The organism is Bradyrhizobium sp. CB2312, from assembly GCF_029714425.1.
In the GTDB taxonomy this organism is placed as follows: Bacteria; Pseudomonadota; Alphaproteobacteria; order Rhizobiales; family Xanthobacteraceae; genus Bradyrhizobium.
On the sequence record NZ_CP121668.1, the window covers coordinates 3,821,613 to 3,840,344 of the forward strand.

Below are 18,732 nucleotides of genomic sequence, written 5' to 3' on the forward strand. Positions count from 1 at the left end.
GCCTGAGCCTGTCAGGCGCTGAGGTCCGTATTGAGCGGACGCGAGGGCTGGGCCTTCAGATCCTCCGCATGGAAATAGGCCCGCCGGCGCAGCATCGCCTCGTCGGGGAACTGGTTGACCACTGCGTCGGTCTTCTCGTTGACCACCTGAAAAACGAACGAGGCAGCCGCCTGGTCGAACACGACCTGGCGCGAGATGTTCTGATTGTTCGGAAGATCATTGCGCACGGCCGCGCTGGTATCGCTCGCGGCGACCGTCTGGCTCACCGGCAAATCAGTTTGCACGGCCTCGTTCGCCGCCGAATTCGACGTCGGGACGATCTGCGCGGGGGCCGGGATCCCCACCGGCCGGATGCTGAAATCTGTACTCATGGCAGCCTCCTGGTTGCCTTGCGTGAGTCAAATCCCAACCCCTCTCAATACGCAACCATGGAACACCAGGATTGAAGACCTGGTAAGCAAACGTGCCTAACCGCGCGACGATATTGCCGCGCGGTTTTTCGTAAAATTGTCGGTTGTTGTTGCGCGCGCTCAGAGCGAGCGGCTGACCGCGAGCGGCGTGATGTGGCGCGGGCCGGGAGCGGCGCGGCGCCCTGCGGCTGTATAGGTGTTCGGGACGTTGCGCTTCTGGATCTCGGCATTGACGCCGCGCACGACGCTCTCGGAGACCGCATGTGCGGTCGCAAGCACCGTGAGATTGACCTGGAGCATGGCGCGGAACGCATCGTGGTGGCGATGCAGCGTCGAGAGCAGCTCGGGCGCGGATTTGGCGAGCTGGGCCTGGTTCGCCTTGAGGTCGCTGACGGCGCCGACATAATTGCGCGACAGCTCTTGCTTCCTGCTCTCGAGCGTCATCGCTTCGCGCACCTGGCCGGCACGGACGAGCTCGGTCTCGCGTTCGATCAGGCCGAGCAGGGCGTTCATCGCATCCATCAGATTCTCGGCGAGCTTGCGCGCTTCGGCGCTGCCGGGCGCGGTGTTCGGGCGCTGAGCTTGCATCGGCTGACGTGCGGCGGTGAACTGGTTCATCTCGTTTGACCTTATGCCGTGCGGATGGTTTTCGCCTGCTGCATGATCAGGGTGCGGTAGACCTCGGTGGCGACACCGACGCCGCCGGCCTTGGCGAAGTTCTTGGAATATTGCTCGGTCAGCATCGAGCGCCACACCCCGGTGCCCGGCGTGTCGCCGAACGGGCCTTCGCCCTTCAGGCCCGAGGTCATCTGCGAGAACATGCTGTTGAGGAACATCGCCTCGAAATCGGTGGCGGTCTTCTGCGCCTTGGCCTGCTGCTGCGGCGAGACCTTCTGCAGCGCGGCGGCGAGTTCGAAGTCGGGGCGGCCGTCGCGGCTCTCGACGGAGAAGGCCGGGGAGTACGTGGTGAGCTGCGGGGTCTTGATCGTGCTCGTCTGCATCACATCACCTCGATGTCGGCTTCGATCGCGCCGGCGGCCTTGATCGCCTGGAGGATGCTGATGAGATCGCGCGGGCCGATGCCGAGGCCGTTGAGGCCGTCGACGAGCTGCTGGAGCGAGACGCCGTCCTTGACGAGGGCGAGCTTCCTGCCGTCCTCGGTGACGGAAACGCTGCTGCGCGGCGCGACCACGGTGCGGCCGCGCGATAGCGGGTTGGGCTGGCTGACCTGCGGGCTTTCCGAGATCGTGACCGTGAGGTTGCCCTGCGCTACCGCGACGGTGGCGACGCGGACGTCGCGGCCCATCACGATGATGCCGCTGCGTTCGTCGATGATGATCTTGGCCGCGAGATCCGGGTCGACCTGGAGCTGCTCGATCTCGGTGAGAAAGGCGACGACGTTGCCCTTGAACTCCGGCGGGATCGAAAGCTGTACCGTCGAGGGATCGATCGGCTCGGCGGTCTTGACGCCGAGATAGTCGTTGATCGCTGCTGCGATCCGCTTGGCGGTGGTGAAGTCGGCATTGCGCAGCGCCAGGCGCACGTTCGGCAGCCGGTTGAGCGCGAACTCGATCTCGCGCTCGATGATGGCGCCGTTGGCGATGCGGCCCACGGTCGGCACGCCGCGCACGATCTTTGCAGCTTCGCCCTCGGCCTGGAAGCCGGAGATCGCAAGCGAGCCCTGTGCCACCGCATAGACGTTGCCGTCGGCACCGAGCAGGGGGGTGACGAGGAGGGTGCCGCCCTGGAGGTTCTTGGCATCGCCGAGCGCGGAGACGGTGACGTCCATGCGCGTGCCCTGCGTGGCGAAGGCCGGCAGATTGCCCGTGACCATCACCGCGGCGACGTTGCCGGTGCGGATGGTGGCGCCGCGGATGTTGACGCCCATGCGCTCGAGCATCGCTTGCAGCGACTGCTTGGTGAAGGGGATGTTGTTGAGCGTGTCGCCGGTGCCGTTGAGGCCGACGACGAGGCCGTAGCCGATGAGCTGGTTCTGCCGCACGCCTTCGATGTTGGCGAGGTCCTTGATGCGCGAGGTCGCAGCCGCCGAACTGACCGACAGCGCCAGCGCCGACAGCGCGGCGCAGGCCGCCCCAACAATCCTCACCCAACGAACGCCTGGCATCCTCTGCTCCCCAAGGCCCCTCTAAAAGCCTCCTCAAATCGAAGGACCTTCTGCGACACTCCCATGACGAGCTGGTCCGTCGCTTTCCTTGCGAGCGTTGTGCCAACCCAGGGCAGTGGAACTAGATCGCTGAATAGGTTGAATAAATCTGTTTCGACCGGCGTCAGCGGCCGTTGTCCCTGAGGAGCGAAACTGCCGTGTGGCGGCAGATTTTGCCGGGCTGTTTACGACCCGTTAACCATAAAACAGCGAAGGTGAGGCATCGATCACCCGGATTGCTTCCGATGCGCATCTATGGACCGAACGGCACCACGCTTGGAGCGCCGGCCAGCCAGGCCAGGCGAACGAGTTCGGGCACCTTCGTGCTGCCCGACACCTCGTCGGCGCAGGAGACGCGGAGTGCCGCCGCACCGAAGGCCGCCGCCAATATCGACGCGCTGATCGCACTGCAAGGCATCGAGGAGGATCCGGTCGAGCGTCGCAAGCGCTCGGTCGCCCGCGGCAAGACTGCGCTCGACGTGCTCGACGATCTCAAGATGGGGCTTCTCTCCGGTAATCTCGACGGGTCCACCGTGATGCGTCTGCGCGATGCGGCGGCGAATTTGAAATCGTCGTCCGGCGACGCCGGTCTCGATGCCGTGCTTGCCGAGATCGAGCTGCGCGTCGAGGTCGAACTGGCCAAGGCCGGGCAGGCCTGACCGTTATCCGTCACCCCCGCGCAACGGCGAAGCCGTTGTCGCCTGAGGTGGCCGCTTCTTCAGCGGCCCTCGAAGGGCGACGGCCCGGCTGAAGCATCTCGGCCGTACATCCTTCGAGGCTCCCGGCGTGATGCGTTGCATCGCGCCACTCGCACCTCAGGATAACGGGACTTCTATAAGCGTTTTTCACACGCGCCTACGCCGCTTCATCCTTCAGCTGCGCGTCGTAGCGGCGCTGGGCGGCGAGCACGTCTTTCAGATTCTGTTCGGCCCAATCACGCAGCGGATCGACCGCGGCGGCGAGAGTAATGCCGAGCTGCGTGATCGAATACTCGACCGTCACCGGCACGGTCGCGATGGCGTGGCGCCTGATCAGGCCGTCGCGTTCGAGCGATTTGAGAACCTGGCTCAGCATCTTCTGCGAAATGCCTTCAATCGTCCGGCGCAACTGATTGAAACGCATCGGCTCCTCGCGCAGCAGCAACAGGATCAGCACCGCCCATTTGTCGCCGACGCGATCGAGGATCCGGCGCGTGGGGCAGTTCGCTGCATAGACGTCGGGTTTCATCGTCGGGGTCCTCAACTCGATTTCCGTTCCGGCGGTTACGCGGGTTACTCCGGCGTAATCAGGTAAGCACAAAGTGCTCTCTTAACACCAGCATTCTTTGCGATATCTAGTCACCGATAGTTACTAAAGCAAAGGAGTCTCCCATGAAAATCGCAGTCGCCGGCGCCTCGGGCCGGGCCGGATCGGACATCACCAAGGAACTGTCCCGCCGCGGCCACGCGGTCACGGCCATCGCCCGCAATCCCGAGAAGATCGCGGTCCTGCCCAACGTCACGCCCATCAAGGGCGACGTGCTCGACCAGGCCGGCCTCGCCACGCTGTGGGCAGGGCATGACGTCGCTGTCAGTTCCGTGCACTTCCTCGCCAGCGACCCGCTCAAGCTGATCGGCGCAGCGAAGCAGTCCGGCGTGGGCCGTTACCTCGTCGTCGGTGGCGCCGGCAGCCTGGAGGTCGCTCCTGGCGTGAAGCTAGTCACAACCCCCGGTTTTCCGGCCCAGTACAAGGCCGAGGCCGAAAAGGGTTCCGAGTTCCTGGACCTGCTGCGGCAGGAGAAGGACCTGAACTGGACCTTCATCTCGCCGTCGGCGCTGTTCGTCGAGGGGGAGCGCACGGGCAAGTTCCGGCTCGGGACCGATCAGCTTCTCGCAGATGCGAACGGGAAAAGCTGGATCACCTTCGCCGACTACGCCATTGCGCTCGCGGACGAGATCGAGCGCCCAGCCCATCTGAGGCAGCGCTTCACGGTCGGCTACTAGGCCTTCGGCCGCTTCCACGCCCTGCAGGATAAACCTTCCTGTGCAAGGGCTTGGGAGCGGCGCCTGGGCGATCAGGACAATATTGTCTGTCACAGGAGGCCACTATATAAGGCCCGGCTCAACGGACCCGTTTCCGTTGCGAGTCGTTGCTTAGACAGATAGGCCGCCCTTGGAAAAGTTGAAAAACTACCGACCGACCGAAAAAGAGCCTTTCATGAACGACCGGCAGAAGGAGTACTTCCGTTTGAAGCTCCTCGCCTGGAAGGATGAGATCCTCAAAGAGTCCAAGCTCACCCTGCAAGCCTTGCAGGAGGAGAACGTCAACCACCCCGATCTTGCCGATCGGGCATCGTCCGAAACCGACCGCGCCATCGAACTCCGTGCCCGCGACCGCCAGCGCAAGTTGATCGCCAAGATCGACGCCGCGCTCCAGCGCATCGAGGACAACACCTACGGCTATTGCGAGGACACCGGCGAACCGATCTCTTTGAAGCGGCTCGAAGCCCGGCCCATCGCGACGCTCTCGGTGGAAGCGCAGGAGCGCCACGAGAAACGCGAGAAGGTCTACCGCGACGAATAGAGTCCGAGCCGCAGAGTTGCGGCTCTTTGATTTTGGGACGCAAGGCGCCGTTTCGCGCCGGGATCAGCATTTTGCCTGTCGCCTGCGGCCGCGCGCTTCAACGCGCGAGCGCAATCGCGAAAAGTGAATCGTGATCAATGGGCTAGAGTCGATTCCTCCGAGCTCACGTGAGTTCGGATGAGAAACAGCCTTCACTTCAGGTGGGGGAAGATTTTGCGAGTCGCATCAACGGGATCGACTCGAAGATTGCGCCGCTGATCGATCTGCATCACGCATCGCTGCAATCAGGCCTGTCGCGACGCCGCAAGGCGCGCGTCGCCATAGAGTCTGGACCAGCTCAATATTTCCTTAAACGCCGGCAATAGGCCGTAAGCCGCATCCGTCAGCTCGTACTCGACCCTTAAGGGTTTTCCCGCAAAGACGGTGCGTGACACGAGACCGTCCTGCTCGAGCTCGCGCAGTTGCGTCGTCAGCATGTGCTGGGTGATGCCGCCGATCGATCGCCGCAACGCACCGAAACGAACCGTGCCGTTCATCAGCGCGAACAGGATCTCCAGCTTCCACTTGCCGCCGAGGGCATGGATGGCCCGCTTGAAGTCGGCGAGCAAAGCAGGGTCCGGGCTGCAATCGCAGTGGCCGTCGCAAACGCTGGTCAGGTTTTCCATACCGGTCTCGAAATCCATTCTACTTGTTCCCTTCCGAGATAGTGACCAGATGCGGACCTGGCAGGGCCATGGCGAACCAATTCGCCGGCCGGCGCAACGAGGGAATTTGGCAATGAGCACTGTTCTGGTCACCGGCGGCTCGGGCTTTGTCGGAGTCCATGTCGTCCTGCAATTGATGGCGACCGGCCATACGGTGCGGACGACGGTGCGCCGGCCGGACCGACGGGACGACGTGCTGGCGATGCTCCGCGAGGGCGGGGCGGCAGCGCCGGAGAGCCTGTCCTTCTTCACCGCCGACCTCACCGCGGACGACGGTTGGCGCGAGGCCGTCGCCGGCTGCGATTACGTGCTTCATGTCGCCTCGCCCCTGTCGACCAGTGTTCCCAAGGACGAGAACGAGATGATCATCCCCGCCCGCGACGGCACGCTGCGGGTGCTGCGCGCGGCGCGCGAGGCCGGCGTCAAGCGGGTCGTCATCACCTCTTCGCTGGGTGCGATCGGCTACGGCCATCCGCCACGCGAAAAACCGTTCGACGAGACCGACTGGACCAATCTCACAGGCAGCGACGTGCAGCCCTACATCAAGTCCAAGACCCTGGCCGAGCGGGCGGCCTGGGATTTCGTCGCGCGCGAGGGCGGCGGGCTCGAACTGTCGGTGGTCAATCCCGCGGGCATTTTTGGTCCCGTGCTGGGGCCGGACTTCTCCGGCTCGATCGAGATCGTGAAATCGCTGCTCGACGGCGCCATGCCGGCGGTGCCGCGGGTCTATTTTGGCGTGGTCGATGGGCGCGACGTCGCCGATTTGCACCTGCGGGCGATGACGGCGCCCGAAGCGAAGGGCGAGCGCTTCATCGCGGTCTCCGGCGAGACGATGTCGATCCTGGACATCGGCAAGGTATTGCGGCGGGAACTCGGACCGCGGGCGCGGCGGGTTCCGCGGCTCCAGGCCCCGGACTGGCTGGTGCGGCTGGCGGCAACCCGGGTCCCGCTGCTGCGCGCCGTGGTTCCGATGCTTGGACGTGTCAGGCATTCCACCAGCGCCAAGGCGAGGTCGGTGCTGGGCTGGCAGCCCCGCTCGAACGACGAGGCGATCCTCGCCACAGCCGAAAGCCTGATCCGGCTCGACCTGGTCAAGGGTTGAGGTCGCCCGGGCACGCTTGTCACGCCACGGCGGGGATGCTGAAGTGCCGTCCTCGATTGGGTAGCGTGGGAGACGGCGCCGATGGACAAGATTCTCGCAGGCGCAAAGGCGATCGCGCTGGCGCGCCGCAACCATGCGCCGCTCGCGGCGCTGGAGCGTCCTCCAGCCGACGAGGCCGAGGGCTACCGGGTCCAGCGGGCGCTGCACGATCTGCTGCTGCCGCATGTCGGGCCGCTGGTCGGCTACAAGATCGGCTGCACCAGCCAGGTGATGCAGGACTATATCGGCATCCCGCACCCTTGCGGCGGCGGCGTGTTCGAGAAGGGTGTGCATGACAGCGGCGCGAAGCTCGCCGCCAAAGATTATGTCCGCGTCGGCGTCGAATGCGAGATCGCGGTGCGGCTGCAGCGCGACCTCGCCGCCGGCGAGGCGCCGTTCACGGCCGAATGGGTCGGCGAGGCGGTCGAGGCCTATCAACCCGCGATCGAGATCGTCGACGACCGCTATGTGAAGTGGGAAACGATGGGCGCGCCAACGCTGATCGCCGACGACTTCTTCGCCGCCGGCTGCGTGCTCGGCGAGGCGGTGCCGCGCTCGTCGGTGCCGGACTTGAAAGCGGTCAAGGGCCGCGCCATCGTCAACGGCGAAGAGGTCAGCCACGGCACCGGCGCCGACGTGCTCGGCCATCCCCACAACGCGCTCGCCTGGCTCGCCAACCATCTCGCCGCGGAAGGCAAGGGTTTGCATGCGGGGCAGCTCGTTCTGACCGGAAGCCTCGTGAAGACGCTGTGGCTGAAAGCCGGCGACAAGGTGCGGATGGAGCTGGATGGGCTGGGCGTGGTGGAGGCGGAGTTTACGTGAGCTCTCCGCGTCCTCATTGCGAGGAGCGAAGCGACGAAGCAATCCAGAGTCCTTCCGCGGCGGCAGTCTGGATTGCTTCGCTGCGCTCGCAATGACGGAGTGCGGGGCCTGCGGCGTCGCTACAATTGCGCGGACCTGATGCGCTGATACAGCCGCTCGCCAAAAACACATGCGGCCCTCGCCAGGGGAGCTAGCGAGGGCCGCGTAGTACACCGTCGTTCGCGCCTAGGTTCGCGAACACGATGTGGGAGCTCGGGAGAGATTAGAAGGGCAGCAGCACGTCCATGACTTGCTGGCCGTAGCGCGGCTGCTGCACGTCCGTGATCTGGCCGCGGCCGCCATAGGCGATGCGGGCTTGTGCGATCTTCGTGGAGTCGATGGTGTTGTCGCTCTGGATGTCTTCGGGGCGGACGATGCCTGCGACCACGAGCTCGCGGATCTCGTAGTTGACGCGGATCTCCTGCTTGCCTTCCACCACGAGGTTGCCGTTCGGCAGCACCTGGGTGACCACCGCGGCGACGTTGGTCTGCAGGGCTTCCGTGCGGTTGACCGAGCCTTTGCCGTCGCTGGAGGCGGTGGAGTCGGCGGTGAGGATGCGGCCCGGCAGGATCTTGTGCGCCTGCGTGATGGTCTGCGCGCCGATGAAGTCGCTGATGCCCGAATTTTCCGAGTTGGTGCGGCTGCGCTGGGTCTCGTTGGCAATGTTGGCCTTGTCGGTGATGTTCACGGTCACGGTGAGCAGGTCGCCGATCTGGTGGGCGCGCTGGTCCTTGAAGAAGGCGCGGCTGCCGTTGCGCCACAGCGAGTTCGGATTGTAGGAGGCGACTTCCGGCTTCGGCATCGGCATCTGCACCGGCTTGTAGCCGGGCTGCGTCGTCGGATTGTCGATCGCGGACAATTTCGGCTGCTCGCCGATCTGCGACAGGCGGTCGATCGAAGAGCAGCCGCCCAGCGCGCTGGCTGCCAGCAGCAGGGCGGAGATCGCGATGCGACGAAGACGGGAAGCCGAACTGAACGAGGACATGACTTACTCTGACTTGGCTGGAGCTTGCGAGACGCGAGTTTGCGGGATCTGGGCTTGTGCGATCTGAGCCTGCGATGCGGGGGCCTGGACCAGGTTCCGGACCAGAGCTGCAGTGTCGACGGGTGCGGGCGCTTCGTCCCGCTTCAGCGAGGAGGTCTGCTCGACCGCAGGCGCCATCGGCGCGGACTGGCTGGCACCCTGGACCGTCACCTGGCCGCGGCCGGTGACGATTCCGGTCAGGGTGCGCTTGGTCTGGAGGTTGAGGACGCTGACGATGTCGCCCTCGGCGCCGCTCTCGATCGCCTTGCCGCGGGTGGTGAGATAGATCCCGGGGACCTGGTAGATGACGGTGACGCTCTGGTCGCGCTGCACGAAGTCGGGCTTGACGATGTCGGCGACGCGGATCGGCGTGCCCGCGCGCATCGGCCGGCGCAGCTGCATGCCGATGGTGCGTTCGCGCGAGGCAGGCTCGCCGGTGACTTCCGCCTTGGGCCGGCGTTCCAGCGAGATGTCGGAGGATTTGAGCAGGTCGGCGCGATCGATGTCGCGCGTCAGCACGGCCACTTCCACCGTCTCGATCGCGGTGCCGGTGAAGCGCAGCTTGGTCGGCGTGGAATTGCTGTCGTTGCTGACTTCGAAGGCGATGTCGAAACGGCCGCTGCGAGCGTCGTAGCGCGTCGCCACCGGCTGGAGCGCGCCGGTGCTCGAGGCATCCAGCCGCATGTCGGAGACGCCGCGGTCGAAGGTGACCGCGATGTTGGCGGCATCCCCAAGGCCGAAGCGGCGCTCGAGCGCGGAGGCGACCGCGGTCTCGAGATCCTTGCTCGCGAGCGTGCGGGCGAGGCGGGTGACCTGGACCTCCTTGATGTCGCCGGTCATCACGCCGATCACCTGCTTGGCGCGGAGCACGCTCAGCACCTGGGCGACCGGCAGCGCACCGGTGGTGCCGAGATCGGGCGAGCGGTAGACCGGGGTCAGCGCGGTCGAGCCGGCATTGTCGATGAGGTCGCCGACCCGCACCACGTCCGAGGTCACGGTGACGCTGGCGCGCAGCGTCGGCGCGGCAATGACGTCGTCGGCGGCTTGCGCCGGCAGGGCCAGCACCAGCAGGGCGGAGATCGTGGCGAGTGTGGTGCGGATCATCGTCATCACCTCAGCGGAACAGCGCCGTGGTCGATTGCATCATCTGGTCGGCGGCGCTGATGACCTTGGCGTTCATCTCGTAGGCGCGCTGCGCGGCAATCAGGTCGCTCATCTCCGAGACGACGTCGACATTGGCCTGCTCCAGGCTGCCTTGCGTGATCTTGCCGTAACCCTCGGCGTTCGCGGTGCCGTCCTGCGGCGGACCGGAGGAGGGCGTCTCGGTGAACTGATTGCTGCCGACCGGCTGAAGGCCGGCCTTGTTGATGAACCGGGTGAGGCCGATCTGGCCGAGCACGGTCGAGGTTGACGAGCCCGGCAGCGTCACCGAGACCTGGCCCTGCTCGTTGACGGCGAGGCCCGAGGCATTTTGCGGGATCGTGATCGTCGGCTGCACCGGGTTGCCCTGCGCGGTGACGACGCGGCCCTGATTGTCCATCTGGAAGGTGCCGTCGCGGGTGTACTGGTAGGTGCCGTCGGGCATCAGGATCTTGAAGAAGCCATCGCCCGAGACCGCGAGGTCGAGATCGTTGCCGGTCTGCGACAGCGTTCCTTGCGTCATGCTGCGCGGCGTGCCGACGGTCTTGACGCCGCCGCCAATGTCGACGCCGACAGGCACGATGGTGCCCTGGTCGGAGGCCTGCGCGCCGACGCGGCGGACGTGCTCGTAGATCAGGTCCTGGAACGCCGCGGTCTGCTTCTTGAAGCCGGTGGTGCGGAGGTTGGCGATGTTGTTGGAGATCACCTGAACGTTGAGTTCCTGTGCCGCCATTCCGGTCGCTGCGGTGTGAAGCGCCTGCATGTCAGTTCTCTCCTAATCAGGCCGGAACGTCGGCGAGCTTCTCGATCGCCGATTTGTGGAGGTCGCTTTGCTGCTGCAGCAGGTTGGCGATGGCGGTGTAGCTGCGCATGACCTCGACCATGCGGCTCATCTCGCCGACCGCATTCACGTTCGACTTCTCGATGTAGCCCTGCTGCGCGGTGGACTTGGTGTCGGCCTGCTGGGTCGCGGAGCCGGCGTCGTAGAGGTTGGCGCCGAGCTTGGTCAGCTTGGCCGGATCGTCGAACGACACCATGCGGATCTTGCCGCGGATCGAGTCGGTCTTGGCGGTGCCCTCGAGCACGGTGATGGTGCCGTCGGGCGCGATGTTGATGTCGTGGTCGGTCGGCTGGAACGTGATCGGGCCGCCGGTGCCGAGCACGAGGTTGCCGTCGGAGGTGACGAGCTGGCCGGTGCTGCTGAGCGTGAATTTGCCGTCGCGGGTGTAGCGCTCGGCGCCGTTGGCTTGCACCGCGAAGAACGCGTTGCCGGAGATCGCCACGTCGAGCGGGTTCTTGGTCTCCTCCATCGCCCCCTGGCCGACGTCGCGGAAGGTGCCGCGGTCCTGCACATAGGAGACGCGGCGGTCGGAGCCGATGAAATTGTCCTCGCGCGCGTTCGAGTTGAGGTACTCCTCGAACAGCGAATGGTCGGCCTTGAAGCCGTTGGTGTTGGCATTGGCGACGTTGTTGGCGATGACATCCATCTGCCGTTCCAACGTCATCTGCCGCGACAGGCCGATCAGAAGCGCGTTCTGCATCGGAAATCTCCCCTGAGTGGGCCTGCCACCTCGCTCTCCCAAGCGCCTTGGCGGACCCGTGAACGAGACTGTCGGGTTCTCCCAAACCTTCGGTCTCGCCACTCTCTTAGCGAAAGCCGTGCCAACCTGAAAAGATATTAAATTTCAATGGATTGTCGATTTTTCGAGGGCGCCGGCGGCCGGCAGAAAGGTTCTGTTAGCCATGTTTGCCCGGCAGATTTTTCCTAGCAGAGGGCCAATCGAAAGGTTCCGTTAACCATTATTACCGTAGCGTTTGCGCGTAAGAGGAGCGCATTGCGCTGGGGCATTTGTATCGCGTCACTGTCTGCCAGGAGACTTCGCTCTTTCGATTCCTTTGAGAGATGAGCCGGGCGACCATGGCAGAGAATGAAGCGGAAGGCGGCGCAGCCACTGAGGGCGCAGAAGCCGCTCCGCCGAAGAACAAGCTGAAGCTCATCATCATGGCCGTCGGCCTGCTCGCCGTCCTCGGCGGTGGGGCCGCGACCTGGTTCTTCTTCTTCCGCCATGGCGAGGACGAGCATCACGCCGAGGCGGCGCCGCCGCCCAAGCCCCCGGCGTTCGTCGACGTCCCCGATATGATGGTCAACCTTGCCGGCGCGCCGGGCGAGCGCGTGCAATATCTGCGGCTCAAGATCGTGCTGGAGCTGAAGGAAGAGAAGCAGATCGAGGCGATCAAGCCGACGATGCCGCGCGTCACCGACATCTTCCAGACCTATGTGCGCGAACTGCGCCCCTCCGACCTCAACGGCTCCGCCGGCATCTTCCGCCTCAAGGAAGAGCTGACCAAGCGCGTCAACGCGGCGGTCGCGCCGATCCAGGTCAGCGCGGTGCTGTTCAAGGAAGTCGTGGTCCAGTGAGGGTAATGGGCTAGCGCCATGGCCGGCAACGAGCAGATGGACCAGGATGCGATTGCCGCCCAATGGGAGGCGTCGCTCGATTCCGAGGATCCCGCGGAAGCCGCGAAGGCTGCTGCTGAAAACGAGCTATCGGAGACCATGGCCCTGCAATGGGCGGCCATGGTCGAGGACGGCAGCCGCGATCTCGGCACCGGCAAGAACTCCGGCGAGCGGGTGCTGTCGCAGGAGGAGATCGACAATCTCCTCGGCTTCACCGTCGGCGACGTCACACTCGACGACCATTCCGGCATCCGCGCGATCATCGATTCGGCGATGGTCTCCTACGAGCGTCTGCCGATGCTCGAAATCGTCTTCGACCGCCTGGTGCGGCTGTTGACGACGTCCTTGCGCAATTTCACCTCCGACAACGTCGAAGTCTCGCTCGACCGCATCACCTCGGTGCGCTTCGGCGACTACATGAACTCGATACCGCTGCCGGCCGTGCTCTCGGTGTTCAAGGCCGAGGAGTGGGAAAACTTCGGCATGGCGACGGTCGATTCCAACCTGATCTACTCGATGATCGACGTGCTGCTCGGTGGCCGCCGCGGCACCAGCCAGCTCCGCATCGAGGGCCGGCCCTACACCACGATCGAGACCGAACTCGTCAAGCGGCTGGTCGAGGTGGTGCTGGCCGATGCCGAGCAGGCGTTTCGGCCGCTGTCGCCGGTGACCTTCACGATCGACCGGCTCGAGACCAATCCGCGCTTTGCCGCGATCAGCCGTCCCGCCAACGCCGCGATCCTGGTGCGCCTGCGCATCGACATGGAAGACCGCGGCGGCAATATCGAGCTGCTGCTGCCTTACGCCACCATCGAACCCATCAGGGGCGTGCTGCTCCAGATGTTCATGGGCGAAAAGTTCGGCCGCGACCCGATCTGGGAGGGCCATTTCGCCACCGAGATCGTGCAGGCCGAGATCGCCGTCGATGCCGTGCTCTACGAGGCCGACATTCCGCTCAAGCAGCTGATGCGGCTCAAAGTCGGCGACACCCTGCCGCTGGACATGCGGGCCGATGCCAACGTGACCGTGCGCTGCGGCGACGTCACCCTGACCGAGGGGCGGATGGGCCGGGTCGGCGACCGCGTCGCGATCCGCGTGACGAAACCCTTGCGCAAGCCAAGTACGACACTTGCGATGTTCGAGAAGGTGGACGAGCAGAACAAGATGATGGAGGCCCCATGAACCACTCCCTGGGAATGGCGATCGAGACGCTGGTGGCGATCCTGCTGATGCTCACGATCGGCTACTGCATCCTGCTCAACAAGCGCCTGACGCGCCTGAAGGCCGACGAGCATTCGCTGAAGGCGGTCATCGCCGAGCTGATCACCGCGACCGAGATCGCCGAGCGCGCGATCGGCGGGCTGAAGCTCGCCGTGCGCGACGTCAACGAGAACCTCGGCAGCCAGCTCGCCGCGGCGACGCAAATGTCCGACCAGCTCTACAAGCAGCTCGGCGAGGCCGACAACGTGGTGCGGCGCCTGTCCAAGATCGCGATCGCTGCGCGCCCCGCCACCACTCCGGAAACGGCCGCAGCGCCCGCAGCCAGGCCCGCCTCGGCGAAGGCGGTGGCGGCCGCGGCCGAAGCCTTCTCCGAGCGCCGCCGATCCAACGGCCTTGCCGCATGAAGTCAGGGTATGAAGTCCTTTCGTAACATCCGCGTCATTCCGGTCGTCCTGGTTGCCGTCGCAGGTCTCGCCACGCTGAAGGTGGCGGGCCTGGCGATCAACGGCGGCTATGTGTTCGACTACCAGCCGAACCCGACCAAGAAATCCTGGGCGCAGGAGAATCTGAACTTCCCGACCGGCCGCGAGGACCCCGACATCACCGGCTCGACCCATGGCGCGCCGAAGGAGGCGCCCAAGCCCGCCGCGCCCGAGACCAAGCCCGAAGGCACCGTGGTCAAGGTGGAGGAAGCCCAGCCGCAGGTCTCGGCCTCCGAGCGCGCGATCCTCGAGCGCCTGCAGGCGCGCCGCCAGGAGATCGAGGCCCGCCAGCGCGAGATCGACATCCGCGAGAGCCTGCTCAAGTCGGCCGAGAAGCGCATCGAGAACAAGGTCGAGGAGATGAAGGCGGTGGAGACCCGCATCTCCGCCACGCAGGCCGAGCAGAAGGCCGCCGAAGCCCAGCGCATGAAGGGTCTCGTGACCATGTATGAGGGCATGAAGCCCAAGGATGCCGCGCGGGTGTTCGACCGGCTGGAGATGGGCGTATTGATCGAGATCGCCTCGGCCATCGCGCCGCGCAAGATGTCGGACATCCTCGGATTGATGTCGCCGGAAGCCGCCGAGCGGCTGACGGTCGAGATGGCCCGAAGAGCCAATGGCAGCGGCGATCTCTCCGCCTCGGCCGGCGACCTGCCCAAGATCGAGGGCAAGCCGACGCAAAAGCCGAATTGAGGGCTCATACTTAAGAAGTCCTTAATTGGCAAAACCTACATTCGAAGGCAGGGGCCGGCCCTAGCGCCGGCGTGGATCGTCGAAGCCGGAAGACATGCCGCCAATGGCGCGAGAGGCTGGATTGTTGTCGCGAGCCCGCGCTCTGGCGCAGGGGCTGTCGCGTCATGTCCGCAAGGCGCCTCTGCTGGCGGCCTGCCTGATGGTCGGTTTCGGTGGCTCGGCCCGGGCCGCCGATCCGATCCGCGGCGAGGCGACCTTCTCGGCCGGCGGCGGCTTTGCCCGTCTCGTGATCAAGCTCGGCGAGGACGTTCCCTCCGAGGTGACGACCGCGGGCTCCATCCTCATCGTCCGCTTCGACCGGCCGGTCGACGTTCCCGTCGACCGCGTGCCGGAAGGCGCGCCTGATTACGTCAATTCCGCCCGGCGCGATCCTGATGGCGGCGCCATCCGCCTGTCGCTGGCGCGGCGCGTCACCGTCAACACCATGAATGCCGGCGAGCGCACCTTCATCGACCTCCTGCCGGAGGGCTGGAAGGGACCGCCGCCGAGCCTGCCGATGGACGTGGTCAAGGAGCTCGCCGAGCGCGCGCGCGTGGCCGAACGCGCGCTGCGTGCGCAGCGGGCCGCGGCCGAGAGCAAGAAGCGTCCGCAGATCCGCGTGCGCGCCTCGGTGCAGCCGACCTTCGTCCGCTTCGTGTTCGAGATGCCCGACGGCGTCGGTGTCTCCTCCGTGCTCAACGAGCAGAAGCTCACGCTCGCCTTCAACGCCAACCTGAATTTCGATCTCGCGGATGCCGTCGTCGCGGCGCCGCCGAACGTCGCCTCGATCAAGCAGAAGGCCGATATCGACCAGACCAATGTCGAGATCGCGCTGATCGGCGATTCCGACGTGCACTCCTTCCGCGACGACAAGAATTACGTCGTCGACATCTCGTTCCAGCCGGAGAAGGGCAAGACCGCGGCGACGGCCGAGTCCGTGATCGCGCAGGCCAAGCCCGCGGCCCAAGGCCATGGACCTGCGCCTGCGCCTGAAAAGCCTGTGGCCGAGAAGAAGGACGCCCATCGCGAGATCACGCCGCCGACTTCGGAGACGATCGCGCGAGAAGCCAAGATCGAGGTGAAGCCCGAGGTGAAGCCGGAAGCGCCCGCCGCGATGCCGCCCGTCGAAGCGCCGAAGCCGGTGCCGGCTCCCGCGGCTGAGGCAGCGCACGCTGCGGAAGCGCCCAAGGAGACCGTCAAGGAGATCGTGAAGGAGGCTCCGAAGCCCACGCCACCCGTCGCCGAAGCTCCAGCCGCGCCCGCAAAGGCGGAGGTTATCGAAGCGCCCAAGGAGGTCGCGAAGGAGCCGGCCAAGGAATCCGTGAAGGCTGTACCTGCCGAGGCGCCCCCGCAGCCGGCGATTGCCAGCGTCGATGCGCGCCGCGACAGCGACGGCCTGCGCGTGACGTTCCCGATTCAGGTCGCAACGGCTGCGGCGGCGTTCCGTCGTGGCGACACGGTCTGGCTGGTGTTCGACACGCCGAAGCCGATCGATGTCGAGGCGATCCGCACCAGGGGCGGCGCGATGATCGGCGAGGTCGGCCGCGTGCCGCTCGACAAGGGGCAGGCGGTCCGCATCCGTCTCACTCGGCCGCTGGTCTACTCGCTGACCAGCGAGGAAGTCGGCAAGGAGACCAACTGGCTGCTCACACTCGCCGACAAGATCCAGGCGACGCCGTTGCCACTGTTGATGTCGCGCAACATCACCGATCCCGCGCTCGCCAACATCGCGATTCCCTTCGCCAATCCGGGCCTTCTGCACAAGCTGACCGATCCCGACGCCGGCGACACGCTGTATGTCGTCACCGCGCAGCGGCCGGTGCGCGGCTTCATCAAGCGGCAGGACCTCGTCGATCTGTCGCTGCTGGAATCCGCGCACGGCATCGCGATCCGTCCGAACTCCGACGAGGTCGGCGTCGAGGTCGGGTCCGACAAGGTCATCCTCGGCAAGAAGGGCGGATTGACGCTGTCGCCCGTCGACATCTCGGCCGAGCGGGCGCCGACCGCGGTGCGCCCGATCTTCAGCCCCGAGGGTTGGCGCAAGGGCCAGTCGGAGAATTTCTGGACGCGCCAGAGCGATCTGGTCACGGCGATCTCGGCGGTCGAGCCGGCGCAGCGTTCGCTGCCGCGACTCGACCTCGCGCAGTTCTACATGTCGCGCGCCATGTACCACGAAGCCAAGTCCGTGACCGACATGATGCTGAGCGATCCCCTCAACAAGGAGGAGAGCAGCGCGCTGATCATGCATGCGATCGCGAGCATCCTGATCGGCCGGCCGGCGCAGGGTCTGAAGGACCTCGCCAATCCCGTGATCGGCAACAGCCACGATTCCCAGCTCTGGAAAGCGCTCGCCTATGCGCGCCAGGGCAAATGGGCGGACGCCCGCGAGAAATTCAAGAACGTCGAGTTCGCCATCGCCTCGCTGCCGCTCGACATCCAGCGCATCGTGACGATGGACGCGATGCGCGCCGCGCTCGAAGTGAAGGACTATGCCGGCGCCTCCAAACGCCGCGGCGAGATCGAGGTGGTCGGTGTGCCGCCCGAGGCGGCGCCCGGCTTTGCCGTGTTGCGGGGCCGGCTCGCCGAGGCGCTCGGCCACGACAAGGACGCGCTCGACGACTACAAATTCGCGGTGGCCTCGAACGACCGCCAGGGGGCGGCCGAGGCCAAGCAGCTGGAAGTGGCGCTGCGCCAGAAGCGCGACGAGATCAGCAAGGAAGACGCGCTGCGCGATCTCGAGACGCTGTCGATGACCTGGCGCGGTGACTCGATCGAGGTCAAGACGCTCCAGATGCTGTCGAAGATGTATGCCGAGAACGGGCGCTATCGGGACGCGCTCGCCGCGGCGCGTACCGCAACGAAGCTCCAGCCGAATGCGGAAGCCTCGCGGCAGGCGCAGGACCTCGCCTCCGACCTGTTCACGCAGATATTCCTGGGACCCAAAGGCGACGAGCTGCCGCCGGTCGAGGCGCTCGGGATGTTCTACGAGTTCCGCGAGCTGACGCCGATCGGCCGTCGCGGCGACGAACTGATCCGCCGGCTCGCCGACCGTCTCGCCTCGATCGACCTGCTCGATCAGGCTGCCGAGCTGCTGCAATATCAGGTCGACCACCGCCTCGAGGGGGCCGCGCGTGCGCAGGTCGCCGCGCGCCTCTCCATGATCTATCTCGCCAACCGCAAGCCCGACATGGCGATCACGGCGCTGCGCGCGAGCCGCATCAGCGATCTTTCCGGCGAGCTGCGGCAGCAGCGGCTACTGTTGGAAGCGCGGGCGCAGAGCGACGTCGGCCGCCACGATCTCGCGCTCGACATCGTCTCCAACGTCTCCGGGCGCGAGGTGCTGCGCCTGCGCTCCGACATCTTCTGGGCGGCGCGGCGCTGGCGCGAGTCTGCCGAGCAGATCGAGCTCTATTACGGCGACCGCTTCCGCGACTTCAAGCCGCTCAATGCGGTGGAGAAGAGCGACATCATTCGCGCCGCCGTCGGTTATGCGCTTGCCGACGATTCCATCGGCCTGTCGCGCTTCCGCGAGAAATACGCACCGCTGATGAGCGAGAGCGCCGACCGCGTCGCTTTCGACATCGCCAGCAAGCCGGCCGCGGCCTCCAGTGCCGAATTCGCCGAGGTCGCCAAGTTAGCTGCCAGCGTCGACACGCTCGACGGTTTCCTGCGCGAGATGAAGCAGCGCTTCCCGGACGCCACCGCCCGCGCGCCGGCCGCGCCGCAGGCCCATGACGAGACCGACCACACCGGCTCGCTGCCCACGATCCCGGTCGTGCGGCAGATCAAGATGACGCGGTAGGAACCCTGCTACGTCTCGGCCTCTCGACAGG

General features: G+C 65.7%; 20 protein-coding genes. 10 read left to right on the forward strand and 10 right to left on the reverse strand.

The features are described from left to right. Positions 1 to 11: 11 nt before the first annotated feature. The 4 genes from QA642_RS18370 to QA642_RS18385 form a co-directional block, all read right to left on the reverse strand. On the reverse strand, positions 12 to 371 hold the full coding sequence (locus tag QA642_RS18370) for a hypothetical protein (protein WP_283085888.1): 360 nt from the start codon (positions 369 to 371) through the stop codon (positions 12 to 14). A 159-nt stretch (positions 372 to 530) separates the two neighbouring features. Then, positions 531 to 1,028, reverse strand: a complete 498-nt coding sequence (locus QA642_RS18375; RefSeq protein WP_283085889.1) for a hypothetical protein — start codon at positions 1,026 to 1,028, stop codon at positions 531 to 533. A gap of 11 nt (positions 1,029 to 1,039) precedes the next feature. Then, complete coding sequence (flgJ, locus tag QA642_RS18380; protein WP_283085890.1) at positions 1,040 to 1,411, reverse strand: flagellar assembly peptidoglycan hydrolase FlgJ; 372 nt, start codon at positions 1,409 to 1,411, stop codon at positions 1,040 to 1,042. Then, positions 1,411 to 2,535, reverse strand: a complete 1,125-nt coding sequence (locus QA642_RS18385) for a flagellar basal body P-ring protein FlgI (protein ID WP_283085891.1) — start codon at positions 2,533 to 2,535, stop codon at positions 1,411 to 1,413. Before QA642_RS18385 ends, flgJ begins: the two co-directional genes overlap by 1 nt. 284 nt (positions 2,536 to 2,819) lie before the next feature. On the opposite strand from QA642_RS18385, the gene QA642_RS18390 reads away from it, so the two are divergent. Then, on the forward strand, positions 2,820 to 3,233 hold the full coding sequence (locus QA642_RS18390) for a flagellar assembly protein FliX (RefSeq protein WP_283085892.1): 414 nt from the start codon (positions 2,820 to 2,822) through the stop codon (positions 3,231 to 3,233). 196 nt (positions 3,234 to 3,429) lie between these two features. On the opposite strand, the gene QA642_RS18395 is transcribed toward QA642_RS18390, so the two are convergent. Further along, on the reverse strand, positions 3,430 to 3,801 hold the full coding sequence (locus QA642_RS18395) for a helix-turn-helix domain-containing protein (protein ID WP_283085893.1): 372 nt from the start codon (positions 3,799 to 3,801) through the stop codon (positions 3,430 to 3,432). Positions 3,802 to 3,944: 143 nt separating this feature from the next. Here QA642_RS18395 and QA642_RS18400 point away from each other — a divergent pair, with 143 nt between their 5' ends. Then, positions 3,945 to 4,556, forward strand: coding sequence for an NAD(P)-dependent oxidoreductase (locus tag QA642_RS18400; protein WP_283085894.1), 612 nt, complete (start codon positions 3,945 to 3,947; stop codon positions 4,554 to 4,556). Positions 4,557 to 4,770: 214 nt separating this feature from the next. Then, on the forward strand, positions 4,771 to 5,136 hold the full coding sequence (dksA, locus tag QA642_RS18405) for an RNA polymerase-binding protein DksA (RefSeq protein ID WP_008554760.1): 366 nt from the start codon (positions 4,771 to 4,773) through the stop codon (positions 5,134 to 5,136). A gap of 284 nt (positions 5,137 to 5,420) precedes the next feature. Here the strand turns inward: dksA and QA642_RS18410 are convergent, their stop codons facing one another. Beyond that, positions 5,421 to 5,819, reverse strand: a complete 399-nt coding sequence (locus QA642_RS18410) for a helix-turn-helix domain-containing protein (RefSeq protein ID WP_283085895.1) — start codon at positions 5,817 to 5,819, stop codon at positions 5,421 to 5,423. Between the two features lie 94 nt (positions 5,820 to 5,913). On the opposite strand from QA642_RS18410, the gene QA642_RS18415 reads away from it, so the two are divergent. Together QA642_RS18415 and QA642_RS18420 are read left to right on the forward strand one after the other, a co-directional pair. Next, positions 5,914 to 6,942 (forward strand): aldehyde reductase, encoded by a 1,029-nt coding sequence (locus QA642_RS18415; RefSeq protein WP_283085896.1) that lies wholly within the window; start codon positions 5,914 to 5,916, stop codon positions 6,940 to 6,942. Between the two features lie 81 nt (positions 6,943 to 7,023). Next, on the forward strand, positions 7,024 to 7,803 hold the full coding sequence (locus QA642_RS18420) for a fumarylacetoacetate hydrolase family protein (RefSeq protein ID WP_283085897.1): 780 nt from the start codon (positions 7,024 to 7,026) through the stop codon (positions 7,801 to 7,803). Positions 7,804 to 8,065: 262 nt separating this feature from the next. On the opposite strand, the gene flgH is transcribed toward QA642_RS18420, so the two are convergent. Genes flgH through flgF form a run of 4 tightly spaced genes read right to left on the reverse strand, consistent with a single transcriptional unit; the run spans position 8,066 to position 11,547 of the window. Continuing rightward, positions 8,066 to 8,827, reverse strand: a complete 762-nt coding sequence (gene flgH, locus QA642_RS18425) for a flagellar basal body L-ring protein FlgH (RefSeq protein WP_283085898.1) — start codon at positions 8,825 to 8,827, stop codon at positions 8,066 to 8,068. Between the two features lie 3 nt (positions 8,828 to 8,830). Continuing rightward, on the reverse strand, positions 8,831 to 9,970 hold the full coding sequence (gene flgA, locus QA642_RS18430; RefSeq protein WP_283085899.1) for a flagellar basal body P-ring formation chaperone FlgA: 1,140 nt from the start codon (positions 9,968 to 9,970) through the stop codon (positions 8,831 to 8,833). Between the two features lie 10 nt (positions 9,971 to 9,980). Continuing rightward, positions 9,981 to 10,769, reverse strand: a complete 789-nt coding sequence (gene flgG / locus QA642_RS18435) for a flagellar basal-body rod protein FlgG (RefSeq protein ID WP_283085900.1) — start codon at positions 10,767 to 10,769, stop codon at positions 9,981 to 9,983. Between the two features lie 16 nt (positions 10,770 to 10,785). Beyond that, the gene (gene flgF / locus QA642_RS18440) at positions 10,786 to 11,547 is read right to left on the reverse strand and encodes a flagellar basal-body rod protein FlgF (protein WP_283085901.1); all 762 of its coding nucleotides are present in this window, start codon (positions 11,545 to 11,547) and stop codon (positions 10,786 to 10,788) included. 377 nt (positions 11,548 to 11,924) lie between these two features. Here flgF and fliL point away from each other — a divergent pair, with 377 nt between their 5' ends. The 5 genes from fliL to QA642_RS18465 all read left to right on the forward strand — a co-directional run bounded on the left by fliL (position 11,925) and on the right by QA642_RS18465 (position 18,701). Beyond that, complete coding sequence (fliL, locus tag QA642_RS18445; RefSeq protein ID WP_027560323.1) at positions 11,925 to 12,425, forward strand: flagellar basal body-associated protein FliL; 501 nt, start codon at positions 11,925 to 11,927, stop codon at positions 12,423 to 12,425. Between the two features lie 18 nt (positions 12,426 to 12,443). Beyond that, the gene (fliM, locus tag QA642_RS18450; protein ID WP_027560322.1) at positions 12,444 to 13,646 is read left to right on the forward strand and encodes a flagellar motor switch protein FliM; all 1,203 of its coding nucleotides are present in this window, start codon (positions 12,444 to 12,446) and stop codon (positions 13,644 to 13,646) included. Next, on the forward strand, positions 13,643 to 14,089 hold the full coding sequence (locus tag QA642_RS18455; protein ID WP_283085902.1) for a DUF6468 domain-containing protein: 447 nt from the start codon (positions 13,643 to 13,645) through the stop codon (positions 14,087 to 14,089). The genes fliM and QA642_RS18455 overlap by 4 nt, the downstream gene beginning before the upstream one ends. 9 nt (positions 14,090 to 14,098) lie before the next feature. Beyond that, positions 14,099 to 14,860 carry a flagellar protein FlbB gene (locus tag QA642_RS18460; RefSeq protein WP_283085903.1) on the forward strand — a complete coding sequence of 254 codons (762 nt, stop codon included), beginning with the start codon at positions 14,099 to 14,101 and terminating at the stop codon, positions 14,858 to 14,860. Between the two features lie 103 nt (positions 14,861 to 14,963). Further along, on the forward strand, positions 14,964 to 18,701 hold the full coding sequence (locus tag QA642_RS18465) for a tetratricopeptide repeat protein (protein ID WP_283085904.1): 3,738 nt from the start codon (positions 14,964 to 14,966) through the stop codon (positions 18,699 to 18,701). Positions 18,702 to 18,732 lie beyond the last annotated feature (31 nt).

Excerpts from the sequence above, each read along its gene's own strand:
- QA642_RS18410 (WP_283085895.1), bottom strand. The coding sequence starts at position 5,819 with ATGGATTTCGAGACCGGTATGGAAAACCTGACCAGCGTTTGCGACGGC.
- flgG (WP_283085900.1), bottom strand. The coding sequence starts at position 10,769 with ATGCAGGCGCTTCACACCGCAGCGACCGGAATGGCGGCACAGGAACTC.
- flgF (WP_283085901.1), bottom strand. The coding sequence starts at position 11,547 with ATGCAGAACGCGCTTCTGATCGGCCTGTCGCGGCAGATGACGTTGGAA.
- QA642_RS18375 (WP_283085889.1), bottom strand. The coding sequence starts at position 1,028 with ATGAACCAGTTCACCGCCGCACGTCAGCCGATGCAAGCTCAGCGCCCG.
- QA642_RS18395 (WP_283085893.1), bottom strand. The coding sequence starts at position 3,801 with ATGAAACCCGACGTCTATGCAGCGAACTGCCCCACGCGCCGGATCCTC.
- QA642_RS18385 (WP_283085891.1), bottom strand. The coding sequence starts at position 2,535 with ATGCCAGGCGTTCGTTGGGTGAGGATTGTTGGGGCGGCCTGCGCCGCG.
- fliM (WP_027560322.1), top strand. The coding sequence starts at position 12,444 with ATGGCCGGCAACGAGCAGATGGACCAGGATGCGATTGCCGCCCAATGG.
- dksA (WP_008554760.1), top strand. The coding sequence starts at position 4,771 with ATGAACGACCGGCAGAAGGAGTACTTCCGTTTGAAGCTCCTCGCCTGG.
- QA642_RS18415 (WP_283085896.1), top strand. The coding sequence starts at position 5,914 with ATGAGCACTGTTCTGGTCACCGGCGGCTCGGGCTTTGTCGGAGTCCAT.
- flgH (WP_283085898.1), bottom strand. The coding sequence starts at position 8,827 with ATGTCCTCGTTCAGTTCGGCTTCCCGTCTTCGTCGCATCGCGATCTCC.
- flgA (WP_283085899.1), bottom strand. The coding sequence starts at position 9,970 with ATGATCCGCACCACACTCGCCACGATCTCCGCCCTGCTGGTGCTGGCC.
- QA642_RS18370 (WP_283085888.1), bottom strand. The coding sequence starts at position 371 with ATGAGTACAGATTTCAGCATCCGGCCGGTGGGGATCCCGGCCCCCGCG.
- QA642_RS18465 (WP_283085904.1), top strand. The coding sequence starts at position 14,964 with ATGGCGCGAGAGGCTGGATTGTTGTCGCGAGCCCGCGCTCTGGCGCAG.
- fliL (WP_027560323.1), top strand. The coding sequence starts at position 11,925 with ATGGCAGAGAATGAAGCGGAAGGCGGCGCAGCCACTGAGGGCGCAGAA.
- QA642_RS18460 (WP_283085903.1), top strand. The coding sequence starts at position 14,099 with ATGAAGTCCTTTCGTAACATCCGCGTCATTCCGGTCGTCCTGGTTGCC.
- QA642_RS18420 (WP_283085897.1), top strand. The coding sequence starts at position 7,024 with ATGGACAAGATTCTCGCAGGCGCAAAGGCGATCGCGCTGGCGCGCCGC.
- QA642_RS18455 (WP_283085902.1), top strand. The coding sequence starts at position 13,643 with ATGAACCACTCCCTGGGAATGGCGATCGAGACGCTGGTGGCGATCCTG.
- flgJ (WP_283085890.1), bottom strand. The coding sequence starts at position 1,411 with ATGCAGACGAGCACGATCAAGACCCCGCAGCTCACCACGTACTCCCCG.
- QA642_RS18390 (WP_283085892.1), top strand. The coding sequence starts at position 2,820 with ATGCGCATCTATGGACCGAACGGCACCACGCTTGGAGCGCCGGCCAGC.
- QA642_RS18400 (WP_283085894.1), top strand. The coding sequence starts at position 3,945 with ATGAAAATCGCAGTCGCCGGCGCCTCGGGCCGGGCCGGATCGGACATC.